This is a genomic window from Pseudodesulfovibrio sp. (assembly GCF_028692895.1).
GTDB lineage: Bacteria > Desulfobacterota > Desulfovibrionia > Desulfovibrionales > Desulfovibrionaceae > Pseudodesulfovibrio.
On the sequence record NZ_JAQUWN010000010.1, the window covers coordinates 14,535 to 28,702 of the forward strand.

Annotated in this window: 12 protein-coding genes; 9 read left to right on the forward strand and 3 right to left on the reverse strand. The window is 67.4% G+C overall.

Going from position 1 to position 14,168, the window contains the following annotated elements; genetic code table 11:
• Positions 1-117: 117 nt before the first annotated feature.
• From PHP91_RS04065 to PHP91_RS04075, 3 genes are all read left to right on the forward strand, one after another.
• Positions 118-1,371 carry a hypothetical protein gene (locus tag PHP91_RS04065; protein WP_300137247.1) on the forward strand — a complete coding sequence of 418 codons (1,254 nt, stop codon included), beginning with the start codon at positions 118-120 and terminating at the stop codon, positions 1,369-1,371.
• 59 nt (positions 1,372-1,430) lie between these two features.
• Complete coding sequence (locus PHP91_RS04070; RefSeq protein ID WP_300137249.1) at positions 1,431-2,573, forward strand: glycosyltransferase; 1,143 nt, start codon at positions 1,431-1,433, stop codon at positions 2,571-2,573.
• A 69-nt stretch (positions 2,574-2,642) separates the two neighbouring features.
• The gene (locus PHP91_RS04075; protein ID WP_300137251.1) at positions 2,643-2,990 is read left to right on the forward strand and encodes an Hpt domain-containing protein; all 348 of its coding nucleotides are present in this window, start codon (positions 2,643-2,645) and stop codon (positions 2,988-2,990) included.
• A gap of 91 nt (positions 2,991-3,081) precedes the next feature.
• On the opposite strand, the gene PHP91_RS04080 is transcribed toward PHP91_RS04075, so the two are convergent.
• Positions 3,082-3,687, reverse strand: a complete 606-nt coding sequence (locus PHP91_RS04080) for an OmpH family outer membrane protein (RefSeq protein ID WP_300137253.1) — start codon at positions 3,685-3,687, stop codon at positions 3,082-3,084.
• Positions 3,688-3,990: 303 nt separating this feature from the next.
• Between PHP91_RS04080 and PHP91_RS04085 the strand changes: the two genes are divergently transcribed.
• The 3 genes from PHP91_RS04085 to PHP91_RS04095 all read left to right on the forward strand — a co-directional run bounded on the left by PHP91_RS04085 (position 3,991) and on the right by PHP91_RS04095 (position 8,007).
• Entirely contained in the window at positions 3,991-5,610 is a 1,620-nt protein-coding gene (locus PHP91_RS04085) for a flagellar hook-basal body complex protein (protein WP_300137255.1), read from the forward strand.
• A 153-nt stretch (positions 5,611-5,763) separates the two neighbouring features.
• Positions 5,764-7,116 (forward strand): tetratricopeptide repeat protein, encoded by a 1,353-nt coding sequence (locus tag PHP91_RS04090; RefSeq protein ID WP_300137257.1) that lies wholly within the window; start codon positions 5,764-5,766, stop codon positions 7,114-7,116.
• Between the two features lie 3 nt (positions 7,117-7,119).
• Positions 7,120-8,007, forward strand: a complete 888-nt coding sequence (locus PHP91_RS04095; protein WP_300137259.1) for a carbohydrate kinase — start codon at positions 7,120-7,122, stop codon at positions 8,005-8,007.
• A 647-nt stretch (positions 8,008-8,654) separates the two neighbouring features.
• Here the strand turns inward: PHP91_RS04095 and PHP91_RS04100 are convergent.
• Both PHP91_RS04100 and PHP91_RS04105 read right to left on the reverse strand, forming a co-directional pair.
• Positions 8,655-9,218 carry a hypothetical protein gene (locus PHP91_RS04100; protein WP_300137261.1) on the reverse strand — a complete coding sequence of 188 codons (564 nt, stop codon included), beginning with the start codon at positions 9,216-9,218 and terminating at the stop codon, positions 8,655-8,657.
• Positions 9,219-9,229: 11 nt separating this feature from the next.
• Positions 9,230-9,703, reverse strand: a complete 474-nt coding sequence (locus tag PHP91_RS04105; RefSeq protein WP_300137263.1) for a hypothetical protein — start codon at positions 9,701-9,703, stop codon at positions 9,230-9,232.
• A 116-nt stretch (positions 9,704-9,819) separates the two neighbouring features.
• On the opposite strand from PHP91_RS04105, the gene PHP91_RS04110 reads away from it, so the two are divergent.
• The 3 genes from PHP91_RS04110 (at position 9,820) to PHP91_RS04120 (ending at position 14,163) form a co-directional block, all read left to right on the forward strand.
• Positions 9,820-10,278 carry a hypothetical protein gene (locus PHP91_RS04110; protein WP_300137265.1) on the forward strand — a complete coding sequence of 153 codons (459 nt, stop codon included), beginning with the start codon at positions 9,820-9,822 and terminating at the stop codon, positions 10,276-10,278.
• Positions 10,275-11,069 carry a GGDEF domain-containing protein gene (locus tag PHP91_RS04115; protein ID WP_300137267.1) on the forward strand — a complete coding sequence of 265 codons (795 nt, stop codon included), beginning with the start codon at positions 10,275-10,277 and terminating at the stop codon, positions 11,067-11,069. The genes PHP91_RS04110 and PHP91_RS04115 overlap by 4 nt, the downstream gene beginning before the upstream one ends.
• Before the next feature lie 64 nt (positions 11,070-11,133).
• On the forward strand, positions 11,134-14,163 hold the full coding sequence (locus PHP91_RS04120; RefSeq protein WP_300137269.1) for a PAS domain S-box protein: 3,030 nt from the start codon (positions 11,134-11,136) through the stop codon (positions 14,161-14,163).
• The last annotated feature ends 5 nt before the right edge of the window (positions 14,164-14,168 follow it).

Genomic DNA, 14,168 nt, shown 5'->3' on the forward strand with positions numbered 1-14,168 from the left:
ATTTTCCGGTACATTTCCCATAGGCGATATTTATTCAAATTCGGTTCGCGGCGGCAAACGATCATTTGGTTGCGGCGGGTCGGTCAGGCCAGGCCTGGGGAGGCGCGGGCGGCAAGAATGATGACGGAATTCAGGGTGATGCCGGTTCGTGAGGGCGAGTCCTACCTGCTCAGGAGCCCGCGCGGGGTGTATCTGGTGGACGGCGGCGGTTTCGGCTGCGGCCTGCCGGAGATGTTGCAGGAACGCGGGGTGCGCAAGTTGCGGGCCATGGTCTGCACGTCGGCGGCCCCGCTGGCCATGGGCGGGTTGATGGACGCCATCCAGTCCGGGCCGCCGGCGGGCGAGATATGGTTGCCCGAGGGGCTGGCCGTGCTGCCGGACCTGGCCTTGCGTTTCAACGGCGACCTTTCGGGCTGGCTGGACGTGGCCGCGACGCGGCGGGTATTGCACTCCGGGCGGCGGGGGGCTGTCTGGCCCACCATAGACAGCGCGGTCAACCGCCGGATGCTCAGCGTGGCGGCCCTGTTCGCCCTGGTCATGGCCGCCAGCCGTGGAACGTGGGTCGATGTTTTTCCCGAGAAATACGGGCAGGGGCCCGGCCGGTATTTTCTGCGGCTCATCGGCCTGCTGCTGAAGAGCGATCCGGAGTTGGGGGAACGGGCGCCGGCCCTGTCCGACACGCTGTTCGGGACGCTGGACGATGTGGACCTGGCGGTATTGTGCGGCAGGCTGCTCCTGGCGCGTTTCGACTCCGGCCAGGAGGAGGCGGGCGGCTCGGCCTGCGCGCTCCAGGCCATGATCCTGACGGGCATGACCCGGGCCTTGGCCGAGCGGAGCGAAGCGCGGCGACGCTATTTCCGTCCCGTGAACCGCCTGACCGGCAACCTGGTGGCCCGCCACCCCCTGCGCTGCATGAACGGCCTGGAGTGCGAGCCTTTGACCGGCCTGGAGCACACGGTGGGGCCCGAGAGCATATTCAGCCAGGCCATGGAGCTGGGCCAGACCGGGCGCGGGCTGGTCTTCCAGTATGGGGACGCGGGGGGCGGCGCGCTGTTCCTGAGCGATTCCCGACTCCAGTTTTTGGGCAAGGGCGAAACCCTGCGCCTGGACCGGCCCACGGTGGTCACCGCGCCGGGCCAGGGCTCCTGCCATCAGGAGGCGGCCTATGCCCGCATCGAATCCGTACGCCCGTCGGACAACGTATGGGTCCGGGCGCGGCTGCCCCGTTCCCGCAAGGTGGCCGCCGCCTTCACCCGCCAGCCCAACACCCTGTGCCTCCAGAACTGCCGCACGGGCGTGCTGCGCGAGATTCTGCTCCAGTTCGCCGACGGCGGATGGCGGCAGGCCGAGGACGCCTGCGGCTGCGCCTGACCGCGAGCCCGGCGCTATGGTCTTTTTGCGGGGATGATGCTAGTTCCTCGACCAACGCCATGAAGATACTGCACGTTATCACGGACCTCGACGTGGGCGGCGCGGAGACCATGCTCCTGCGCCTGGCCACGGGCATGGACCCGGCCCGGTTTCCCTGCCGGGTGGTCTCGCTGATCGAGCCCGGCCCGGTGGGCGAGCGGCTGCGCGAGGCGGGCATCGGGGTGGACGCCCTGGGCATGCGCCGGGGCAGGCCCTCTCCCCTCGGCCTGTGGCGGCTTGCGCGACTCCTGCGCGCCTTCCGGCCCGATGTGGTGCAGACATGGCTCTATCATGCGGATCTGATCGGCCTGGCGGCCCTGCGCCTGGCCTTTCCCTTCGGCCCGCGCCCGGCCCTGGCCTGGAACCTGCGCTGCTCATACATGGCCTTGGACCAGTATCCCCGGATGACGGCCCTGACGCTCAAGGCCTGCGCCGCCCTGTCGCGCCTGCCCGACGCGGTGCTGACCAATTCGTCGGAGGCCCGCCGCTTCCACGAGGGACTGGGCTATCGCGCCCGGCGGTTCGAGGTCATCCCCAACGGGTTCGACACCGCCCGCTTCCGGCCCGACCCGGAGGCCCGGCGGGCCGTGCGCGGGGAGCTGGGCATCCCGCAGGACGCTCCCGTGGTCGGCCACGTGGCCCGGTTCGATCCCATGAAGGGGCACGACACCTTCGTCGAGGCGGCGGCCCTGGCCGACTCCCGGCTCGCAGGGGCCCATTTCGTGCTCGTGGGCCGGGGGGTGGACGACGCCAACGCGGCCCTGGCCCGCTGGCTGAGCCGCTCGGGCCTGGACGGCGACCGGGTGCACCTGCTGGGCGAACGAAACGACGTACCCCGGCTCATGGCCACCATGGACGTCCACGTCTCCTCGTCCCTGGGCGAGTCGTTCCCCAACGCGGTGGGCGAGTCCATGGCCTGCGGCGTGCCCAATGTGGTGACCGACGTGGGCGACAGCGCCGTCCTGGTGGACGGGACGGGCCGGGTGGCCCCGCCCGAGGACCCCGCCGCCCTGGCCGAGGCCCTGGCCGGTATGCTCGCCGACGGGCCGTCGATTCGCGAACTCGGCCGCTACGCGCGCGAACGTATCAAAAAAGACTATTCCCTCCCCGCAATCGTCGCAAAATTTGCGGTTTTTTATGAATCCCTTCGTATAAGGCCGTGATAATCCTTTCCTCACAGGCGGGCTCCTGATACGGCTAAGGGGACATGTCCCATTGGAATAGGGGGGAAAATGACGCTATCCATTTTCAATTCCCAGGCATTTCTGCACAGCCTGGCCGACGACCGGGAACTTGGCCTGGAGCTGCTGGCCGCCTTCATGGAGGACAGCCCGGAGCGATACGAGCAACTGGGGCGGGCCCTGGCGGAAGGGGACGGCGCAACCGCCTCTTCCCGCGCCCACTCCCTCAAGGGCATGTGCGGAGTCGTCCGCGCCGAGCCTCTGGTGGAGCTCGCCCTCGGCATGGAGCACTCCGCCAGGGAGGGCAACCTGAGCCTGGCCAGGGATCAATATGGCCGGTTCACCGACCTGCTGGCCGCCGCACATGCGGAGATTCGTGAATTCATGAACCAGGACTAGGCGCCCGGCCCGGCGCATGACGCCAGAGGCCAGACGCAAAAAAAGGGCCCGTCCGAATGGGCGGGCCCTTTGCATTGCCGGTTTCGGCGGGCTATTCGGCCTTCTTGGTCTCGGCGGGAGCGGCGGGCGCGGCCTCCTGCTCGGGGGCGGGCGCGGCGGGCGCAGCCGCCTGCTCGGGTGCGGGCGCAGCCGGAGCGGCCTCGGCGGCCGGGGCGGCGGGAGCCTGGGGCGGGGTCAGGTCGATGTCGGCCTTGTCCATGGCGGCCACGATGTCGGCCGTGATGTCCACGGTCTTGTCGGCCGCGATGACGCCCTGCTTGCTCAGGATCAGGGTCAGGCCCTTCTCCTTGCGGTAGGTCTCCAGCACCTGGTTGAACTTGGCGTCAATCAGGGCGACCACGCGCTGCTGTTCGCCGTTCATGACCATCTGCAGTTCGCCCATGGCCTTCTTGTAGGCGGCCACGTTGGCCTCGTTCTGTTCCTGCTGCATGGCCTTGTAGGCCTCCTCCGCCTTCTTCTGCAGGGGAGCACCCAGGTCCTGAAGGTACTTCATGGCCTTGGCCGCGGCCTTGTTGTCCTTGAAGGCGGCCGCTTCATCCACCACGCCGATGGTCACGCCGGTGGACGACTGGTTGCAGCCGACAAGCAGCGTAAGGGCCAGGAGGGCGCCGCCCAACAGGGCAAAGGTCCGTTTCATGTCACGATCTCCGTTAATGGTTTTCGGTTGGTTTTCCGAACATTGAGTCGGGCCACATTATCCTCACGGAATCGCCATGGCAAGGAAATACAAGGTCTGCACAGGCCCGCGCGCCCGCGCTCCGGCCGAGGCGGCAGCCATTTCCCCGATACTTATGTTCCAACACGTTGAATTTATGTTTCTTAACAATTGGCATGTCCTTTGCTTCCGTCGAGGACGAGAAGGATTCGGGAAGTTTTTTCCGGGGAATGGGTCCCCCGGCGATTCCCGCACGAATCCGGCCGAGGCCGGATCGGAGGAAGTATGAGTTTCAGCACGCTTTACACCGGAGCCACCGGGCTCATAGCCCATGGGGACTGCATGCAGGTTGTGGGCAACAACCTCGCCAACGTCAGCACCATCGGGTTCAAGAAGGCCGACGTCCAATTCGGCGACCTCATGAGCACGACCATGGCGACCGGCGGGTCGCGCTACCAGGGCGGGGCCACCAGCATCAGCCAGATCGGCAAAGGCGTGGGCATCTCGCAGATCCGCAACATCTTCCTGGAGGGCGGGCTCAGCGAGACCGACACGGTCACCGACATCGCCATCACCGGCAACGGGTTCTACGGCGTGCGCAACGTCAACTCCACCGTGTCCGCCGGAGCCTCCCACTACACCCGGGCCGGGGCCTTCCACTTCAACAACGACGCCTACCTGGTGGACCCCAGCGACTACCGGCTCCAGGGCTACAAAGTGGACCGCGAGACCGGCGACATCGACACCACCGTGTCCGACATCCAACTCCCATACGACGACATCGTCGTGGACGGCGAGGAAGTGCGCGTGGTCCGGTCCGACCCCCTGCCCACCAGCGGCCTCGAAATGATCACCAACCTCGACGCCCTGGCCGCGGACCACTTCACCAGCACGGACAACCCGTTCTTCGCCATGCTCTCGGCCTACGACGGCACGCAGAGCAACGCGAGCGCCGTCTTCGGCGGCTCGCTGCCCGCCTATTCCTCCAGCCTGGAGGTCTACGACGAGGACGGCAACCCCCACGACCTGACCGTGTATTTCGACCCCGTGGCCTCCACGGCCATGTCCAACGCCACGCCGGGATACACCTACTGGGAATACCTCGTGGCCATGCCCCCGGGCTCGGACGGATCGGCCGCCTTCGGCACCTCCGCAGCCGGGCTGGCCGGACTGGGCGTCATGACCTTCGACGGCCTGGGCCAGTTGGTGAACGTGTCCGCCTTCAGCCTGAACACCACCAGCGGCGCGTCGGGCAAGAGTCTGGGTTCCTGGGAACCGTCCCCGTTCAGCACCGACGGCCTGCCCGAATTCTCCTACACATACGGAAGCAACGGCTCCGCCATCGGCGATACCCGGACCATCAGCTACGACTTCGGCCTCGACTCCGGCTCGTCCTCCTGGAAGTCCGGCGCGGGTTCGGCCGCGACCGTCGGCATCAATCCGGGCAACCTGCAGGCCATGAACGACATCAACCGGGACGTGAACCTGACCACCAGCTACGACTCGGGCTCGGCCACCATCTACCAGAACCAGGACGGCTACTCCTGGGGTTACATGGAATCCCTGAGCGTCAGCCGCGAGGGCGTGCTCGCGGGCCACTTCTCCAACGGCCAGACCGAGGACCTCTATTACATCTCGCTGTACACCTTCAACAGCGACTGGGGGCTGAGGCGGGACGGCAGCAACAACTTCCTGGCCACCGACGCCTCGGGCGCGGCCGTGGACGGCCGGGCCGGAGAAAGCGGCCGTGGCACCATCCAGCAGAACACCCTGGAGGAAAGCAACGTGGACATGGCCGAGGAGTTCGCCAACATGATTATCACCCAACGCGGATTCCAGGCCAACTCCAAGCTCATCACCACGGCCGACTCCCTGCTCAACACCACCATCAACGTCAAGCGCTAGCCGCGCCGACAACGCACCCTCGCCGCCGCCGGGCCCGCCCGGCGGCGGCTTTTTTACGCCCGCCGTCCGCCCCGGCCCGCTCGGCCGCCTTGAATTGCCCGGCCAAAACGGCTAGGAAACACTGAATATGCCCGCCGAACAAGGAGAACGCCCGTGACCGGCACCGAACACCGCAATGCCCAGGACATCCTGGCCGCCGTCCGCGAGGTGGAGGCCGAGGCCGCCGGAGGGGCCGAAGCCCTCTTCATGGCCGCCATGCTCGCCTCCGCCCCCCTGCCCTACGACTTCGCCCTGGGCATGGAAGGCACCCTGCACAACCCGTCCCTGGCCAACCCGGCCGCCGCCTTCTTCGCGGCCACCGCCGTCATGGAGCCGCTCATCACCCGGGGCCTGGCCGAGTCCGACGCCGACGCCCAGTCCTTCACCCTGCCCGACGACGTCCGCCGGGCCGTGCTCGACACCCTCGCCGACGACGACCGCGCCACCTGGGCCGGACGCGCCGCCTACGCCCTCAACCTGGTCCTGCCCGACGTCGACGCCGGGCAATGGCCCGTCTACGAGTGGCTTCTGCCGCACGTCCTGGCCTGCCGCGACCTGGTGGAAACCGCCGGGCTGCGCTCCGAGGCAGCGGGCCGCGTCCTGCACCAGACCGGGTTCGCCCTGCACTACCAGGGCCGCCACCGCGAGGCCGCCGCCCTCCTCGACGCCGCCCTGGCCGTGGACGTGGACCTCAAAGGGGCCGAACACCCCGACGTCTGCGCCGACCTCGAAGGCCTCGGCACCGTGCTCTGGGCCGCCGGAGAGCCCGAACGCGCCGAACGCGCCTTCGCCTCCTGTCTCGCCCTGCAACAGCGCATCTTCACCGAGGACAACCACGTCACCGCGCCCGTCCTGAACAGCCTGGGCGTCATCCGCCAGACCCTGGGCCGCCTGGCCGACGCCGAGGCCGCCTTCAAGGACTGCCTGCGCGTCCTCGCCCTGGCCCACGGCGAGGGACACCCGGCCATCGCCTCCTGCCTGGCCAACTACGCCCTGCTCTGCGAGGCCGCCGACCGCCCGGACGAAGCCCTGCGCCTGGCCGAACGCGCCCTGGAAATCAACCGGGCCCTCTACGGCGACGATCACCCGGAAACCGCCGCCGACCTGAATACCGTGGCCCTGCTCCTCGAACGCACCGGCGACCCCGAAACCGCCGAAGCCCGCTTCCGCGAAAGCCTCGCCATCCGCGAAAAAATCTTCGGCCCCGACCACCCGGAAACCGCCCAGTCCCTCTGCAACCTCGCCCTGCTCCTGGACCGCGCGGGCCGCCCGCACCAGGCCGCCCCCCTCTACGAACGCGGCCTGGGCATATACGACGCCGCCCTCGGCCCCACCCACCCGCTCATGGAAGCCGCCCTCGACAACTACCTCCACCTGCTCGAAACCACCGGCGGCAGGCCCGAAAACGACCACCTCCGCGCCATGGCCGAAGCCCGGCTGCAACGCATCGTCCAGCGAGCCGACTAACCCATGCCCGACCTCACCGCCATCGGCCTCGGCGAAATCCTCTGGGACGTCCTGCCCGACCGCTCCACCCTGGGCGGCGCGCCCGCCAACTTCGCCTACCACGTCAACGCCCTCGGCGGAACCGGCGTCCCCCTCTCACGCATCGGCGACGACAAACTCGGCCGACAGACCCTCGACGCCCTCCTGGCCAAAAACGTCTCCACCCGACACCTCTCCCTCGATCCGGACCACCCCACCGGCACCGTCCTGGCCAAACTCGACCCCGAAGGCGTGGCCACCTACACCTTCCCCGACAACGTGGCCTGGGACTTCCTCGCCCCCACCCCCGACGACCTCCTCCTCGCCGCACGGGCCGACATCATCTGCTTCGGCACCCTCGCCCAACGCTCCCCCGCCTCCCGACAGGCCGTCCGCACCGTGCTCCGGCACGCCCCCCAGGCCCTCAAAATCTTCGACGCCAACCTGCGCCAGCACTTCTGGGACAGCGCCACCCTCCGCACCTCCCTCGCCCTCGCCGACGTCCTCAAACTCAACGACGCCGAACTCGACACCCTCACCACCCTCTTCTGCCTGCCCCAAAACCCCCGCGCCGCCATGGAAACCCTCCTCCACCGCTATGACCTCAAACTCGCCGTCCTCACCCGGGGCCCCCACGGCAGCCTCGTCCTCTCCCCCCAAAACGCCTCCGACCTGCCCGGACAACCCACCCCCGTCGCCGACACCATCGGCGCGGGCGACGCCTTCACCGCCGCCATGGCCCTCGCCTACCTGCACGGCCAATCCACCGACCAGATCAACCGCTACGCCGCCAACGTCGCCGCCAACGTCTGCGCCATGCCCGGCGCCATGCCCGACATGCCGCGCGAACTGCGCATCGACGCGCAGGGATAGGCGGCGGCTCGGGCGGGAGATGCCTCCGGCGGCCGCCTATCCGGCGGGGGCCGCCTTCGGCGCGACCAGGGCGCCGCCCTGGACCCGGCAGGGACGAAGCCCCTGCACCCCCATCTCCGCTGCGCGGGCGAGTAGCTTGGGAGTTTGGGAGTTGTTGGCGGGGAGACCGGCGGGCGCGGCTGTGCGACGTCCGCGAAGACTCGAACGGCCCGCTTTCGCCCTCCGGGACGAAAACGGGCCGTTCGAATCTTCGCGGACACCAGCCCACGCCGTGTGAACCGCTCGGTGCAGACGTGAAAAGCTTGTCGTTACGGCGTTTGGAACATTGAGAGAGGCAAATTTCTTGATTTGAAGAATGGCCTTTTCTTTGTCTTCAAAAAACACCCCGGCTGGGGCCGAAGGGGACGGCGGGGAGTGTCCCGGTAAGCAGCACGTCGCTCCGCCCGTTCCCTTCGGCCCCAGCCGTTAACCGGCACGGCGGGGGCGAGCGGGCAGTCCGCCCCCGCGCATGAGTCGCTCTGCCAAGCTATGCCCCCGCGAAAGCGGAGAATGGATTCCAAAGGCGTGGCCTTTGGCGGGTCCAGGGCAGCGCCCTGGTCTCCACGAAGTGGTCCCCCGGAAGGGCCGCCGGAGGCATTCTTCCCCTTCTACAGTTGCTTGCAGACAGCGGGGACGACTTCGGTCATGAGGGTGCGCAATGTTTCGGCGAGGAGGTCGGACTGGGTGCCGTAGCCGGGGAGGACGACGTTCTCGACTTCGCTGGCGAGTTTTTCGGAGTGGACGATTTTGCCGTCGCGTTTGACGAGGATGCGGACGGTGATGTTGCCTTTCCAGGTGGTGGCGCCGGTCTGGTTGAGGCCGAGTTCGAGCACTTCGCCGGTGACGACGGGGGTATTGTCTTCGGGCAGGGTGGAGGTGCGGTATTTGACGTCGCAGCCAGCGGACCGGAGTTCATCGAAGAGGGCCCAGCCTACCCAGTCGGGCACGTTGGAGAGGGATTCGATGGTACGGCCCGAGGAGTCGCGGCCGAGGCGGGAGCCGGGCCGTTGGTCTTCGAACTTGTAGATGACGGCTTTGGAGCGGCAGGGAGCGGGGGTTGGCCCCAAGGCGTAGGTGAGTTTGACCGCATTGCCGCCGGCGCAGGCGGGGAGCAGTCCGAGAAGGAGCAGGAGGGGAAGCAGGGGAGTGAGATATTTGGGCATGTTCTGCATGATGTTTTCCGTCAGATTTCGTCGCCTTTGGGTTTGGGCGGCGCGGTTTCTTCCTGTTTATCGAGTTCGCGTTCCATTTTGTCGAGGAGTTTGCGGGTGATGACGAGCAGGCGGTCGAGGTTCTCCTTGACGAAGCCTTTGGCTTTGGCGTCGAGTTCGCGGTCCAGCTCATCGGACGGCCCGGAGGCGTCGGGGCTGGCGGTGTCGGGCTTGGGCGTGTCGCCGGGTTTGTCGGGGGCGGCGGCGCGGCCCCTGTCCAGTTCCAGGATGGTGCGGATGGAGGCCAGGTTGGTGCGGACCATGGCCATTTCCTCGCGCATGGCCTTTTCACGCGTCCGGGCCTCGTCGCGCAGGGCCTTGACTTCGGCTTCCAGGGCGGCCAGCCTTTTTTCGGCGTCGGACGGAGCCTGGGAGCATCCGGCGGCGAGGAGCGCGGCGGCGAGCAGGACGCCCGCGACGAGGGTGCGGGGGGATTTTCGTTGCATGATGCCCTCTTTAGCACGGACCGCCCCGGCCTGACAATCCGCGTCTTGATTTTACGGCGCAATTCCGTACAATATCGGAGTTGAATATCGTACCGTTCGCACAAGGGACACCACACATGGCAACGCTTCGAATCCTCCTGTCCCTGACCGTTATGCTGCTGCTCGTCGCGGCCGCTTCGGCAGGGGACTATACGACCGCTCCCGCGCCTGACGGCTTCCGGGGACTCAAGTGGGGCACGCCCCTTGAGAAGATTCCCGGCCTACTGGCCGTGAACAAGGCGGGCTTTGACGACACCTATTTTCGCAAGGACGAGCGCCGAGCCTTCGGGGACGCGGAGATCAACTCCGTGGCCTATTATTTCCGCAAGGACCGGCTGTACAGGGTGGGCGTCTCCTTTTCCGGCCGGGCCAACCACTTCCTCATCAAGGAGCGGCTGATGGCCATGTACGGTCCCGGCCGAGGCGTGGGCCAGCGTTACGGCTGGATGTGGCCCGAGTTCTCGGTGGAGTTGGACTATGACGACGACGCCGGGAGCGGGGCCCTGTACTACACCTATGAAGGGGCCTTCGAGTGAGCGGCGCGGCGCAGGCGGATCACGGCAAGCGGCCCGCGCAGCGGCTCAGGACGAAGTACAAGCTGTTCTACGTCCTCAGCCTGGCCGCCCTCGCCGCCCTGTTCTGCGCCAATTTCGGGGTCATCTACACCCTGCTGATCACCCCGCCCGAGGAGCCGGGGGCCATGATGAAGTTCGTCTACCTCCTCATGGTGGCCGGTTTTTTCATCCTGGCGGCCCAGGCGCTTTTGGTCTTCACCCGGTTTGTGGCCATGCTCGGGCGCGAGGACGCGACCATGGAGGAGATGAACCAGCAACTGGACAAGCTGACCATCCTCGACGACCTGACCAAGGTCTACAACCGCCACAAGTTCGAGGCCGTGGCCGAGCGCGAGCTGGAGAACGTCCGCCGCTACCACTCCACCCTGTCGGGCATCATGTTCGACATCGACGACTTCAAGGCCCTGAACGAAGCCCACGGATACCGCACGGGCGACCGGCTGCTGGCCAGCCTGGCCCAGTTCGTGAGCGCCAAGCTCAGGAGCACGGACTACGTGTTCCGCTGGCGCGGCGGCAAGTTCATCATCCTGGCCCCGCACACCGACCTGGACAAGGCGGCCATCGTGGCCGAGAAGCTGCGCAGGATCGTGGGCCACAAGCTTTTCGGCGGCAAGATTCGCATGACGCTCTCCCTGGGCGTGGTCCAGGGCCGCGAGGACGACTCGACGGAGACGTTCGTCCACCGCATCCAGTCGGCCCTCACCGGGGCCAAGGCCCAGGGCAAGAACCGGGTGATGGTCTCCCGCAACTGACGTTTGCCAAAGGGCGTCGGCCCGAGCGGACAATCGAACCTCCGCCCCTGGCGGCCGGTGACGCATGACGAATACAACCAAGGAATTCATCAAAGTTTTCGGACCGCTGTCCCTGGGGATAGTCCTCATCGCGGCGTGGTTCATCCTCAGCCGGACGCAGTCGCACGTGGAGGAGATATCCCAGCGCCAGATCGCCATGGTCGGCCAGGCGTCCCGCTTCGTGACCGACAGCGTGGTCACCCGGCTGGCGGACACCCGCTTCCTCGCCCGGGCCACGGCGCACGCCCTGGAGCGCCGGGGCGGAGTTGACTTTGCCGAACTGAAGAACGTCTTTGCCGACTTTTCGGCCAGCCGCCCCTCCTATTTTCAGGCCCGCTACCTGAACGGCGCGGGCATGGAGATCATCCGGGTGGACCAGTACCAGAACGGCCCGGAGCTGACGCCCGACCAGGCCCTGCAGGACAAGTCGGACCGCTACTATTTCAAGGAGGCCATGCGGGGCGCTCCCGACGATGTCTACATCTCGGAGCTCGACCTCAACGTGGAGCACGGCAAGCTGGAGACGCCCCTGCGGCCCACCCTGCGCATCGCCAGCCCGGTCATCGGCCACGACGGCGACCGGCTCGGCGTGGTGGTGCTCAACCTCGACGCCTCCACCCTCCTCGCCCAGGTGACGCAGCTCGCCTCCACGCCCGAGGCCTCGACCATGTTCTGCAACACCACCGGCCACTGGTTCATCGCTCCCGCGGCCGAGGACGCCTGGGGCCACCTGCTCGAACACATCAACGCGACCATGGAGAAGCGGTTTCCCGAGGCCTGGGCGCAGATCTTGGGCAGCTCCCAGGGACAGGTCCGGACGCGAAACGGGCTGTTCACCTACGACACGGTCAGGATCACGCCCAACTCCATCGTCCCGCGCGGCGTGGAGATATCCGACCCCGGCGACAAGGGGTGGCGGATCATCACCCTGGTGTCCCCGGAGGAACTGGCCCTGCCCTGGCGCAACCTGTTCCTCCTGCTGACCGCCGTGGGCATGGTGGCCCTTGGCCTGGGGCTGTGGCACTTCATCAATTTCCGGATGCGCGAGTTCGAGGCCGAGGCGCGGATTCGCGAGAGCGAGGAACGGACGCTGGCCATCACCCGCTCCTCGCGGGACGCCATCGTCCTGGTCGACGAAAAGGACCGGGTCACCTATTGGAACCCGGCGGGCAAGACCCTGTTCGGCTACGACTCCAGGGAGGCGCTCAACCGGCCGCTCAGCGAATTCCTCACGCCCGCGCCCCTGTCGACCATGGCCGACGCGACGTCGGAATCCGGCCCCAGGGTCACGGAGTTCGAGGCGCACAACAAGGAGGGCGCTCCCCTGCCGGTGGAGCTCTCCACTTCGCGGTTCAAGCACCTCGGCCAAACCTACACCGTGGGATTCATGCGCGACATCACCCGCCGCAAGCAGCGGGAGACCGCCCTCAAGCGCAGCGAGGAGACGGCCCGCGCCCTGCTCAACGCCCCCACGGAAAGCGCCCTGCTCATCGACCGCGCCGGGACCATCCTGGCCATCAACGAGATCGGCTCCAAGCGGCTGTGCGGCGAAGGCGCGCGCGCCGTGGGCCAGCCCCTGTTCAAGCTGATCGACGAAGGGGCGGGCGACCTCTACCGCAACGCCATCAACTGGGTGGTCTCCACCGGGGAGTCCACGGAGTTCGAGATCCTGAGCCGCGAGCGGCGCATCCTGGTCAACGCCTATCCCGTCCTGGGCGAGCTCCGGGGGGTGGAGAACATCGCCATCTTCGCCCGCGACGTGACGGAGCAATACCAGGCCCAGGCCGCCCTGCGCCAGTCGGAGCAGCGTTTCCGCGACATCAGCGAGGCGGTGGGCGAGTTCATCTGGGAGACCGACGCCGACATGAACTTCACCTTCGTCACCGACGACTCGGCCTTTGTCCTGGGCTACACGCCCGAGGAGCTGCTGGGGCGGCCCATGGAGATGATCCTGCCTGCGGCGTTCCAGTCCGACTTCCGCATCTGGCAGGCCCAGGTCATGGGCGGCCACCGGCAGTTCTGCAACGTGGAGATGCAGACCCAGACCAAGGACGGCTCCCTGATCTGGCTGCGCATCAGCGGCGTGCCCTACTTCGACGAGGGGGCGTTCAGGGGCTACCGGGGCGCGGCCATGAACATCACCGAGAGCAAGCAGCAGCAGGAGGACATCAAGGCCAGCGAACGCAAGCTGCGCGCCCTGGCCGAGTCCGCCTACGACGCCATCGTCATGACCGACAACCTGGGCCGGATATCCTTCTGGAACCATGCGGCGGAAAAACTCTTCGGCTACCGCGAGGACGAAGCGCTGGGCCGGGAGGTCCACTCGCTCATCTCCCCGCTCGACCGCACGATGGAGGGCGGCACCGGGCTGCCGCCCCTGTCCATGTCCGGCAAGCGCTCGGCCGTGGGCGACATCAGCGAGGTGGAGGGCATGAACAAGGCGGGACGGCGCATCCCGCTGGAGCTCTCCGTGGCCGGGTTCCGGCTGAACGACCGCTGGTTCGCCGTGGCCACCATCCGCGACATCACCGAGCGCAAGGCCACCGAGACCAAGCTCCGCGAGCTGGCCACCACCGACGCCCTGACCGGCCTGAACAACCGGCGCTGGTTCATGGAGCTGGCCACGGCCGAATTCGCCCGCAGCCGCCGCTACAACCGCGCCCTGGCCATGTTCATGATGGACATCGACCACTTCAAGCGCGTCAACGACACCTACGGCCACGACGTGGGCGACCAGGTCCTGAGCTCCCTGGCCGGGATCGCGGTGGGAGCCCTGCGCGAGGCCGACATCCTGGGGCGGCTGGGCGGCGAGGAGTTCGGCGTCCTCCTGCCCGAGACCTCCCGCCAGTCCGCGCTGGACGTGGCCGAACGGCTGCGCGCGGCCGTGGAGAACGCCATCCTGCGCACCAACGCGGGCGAGCTGCGCATCACCGTATCCCTCGGCGTGGCCGTCATGGGCGGGACCACCTCTTCGGTGGACGGCCTGCTCAAGGAGGCCGACGTGGCCCTTTACCAGGCCAAGGAAAACGGGCGCAACCGCGTATTCACCTCCTGACCGCC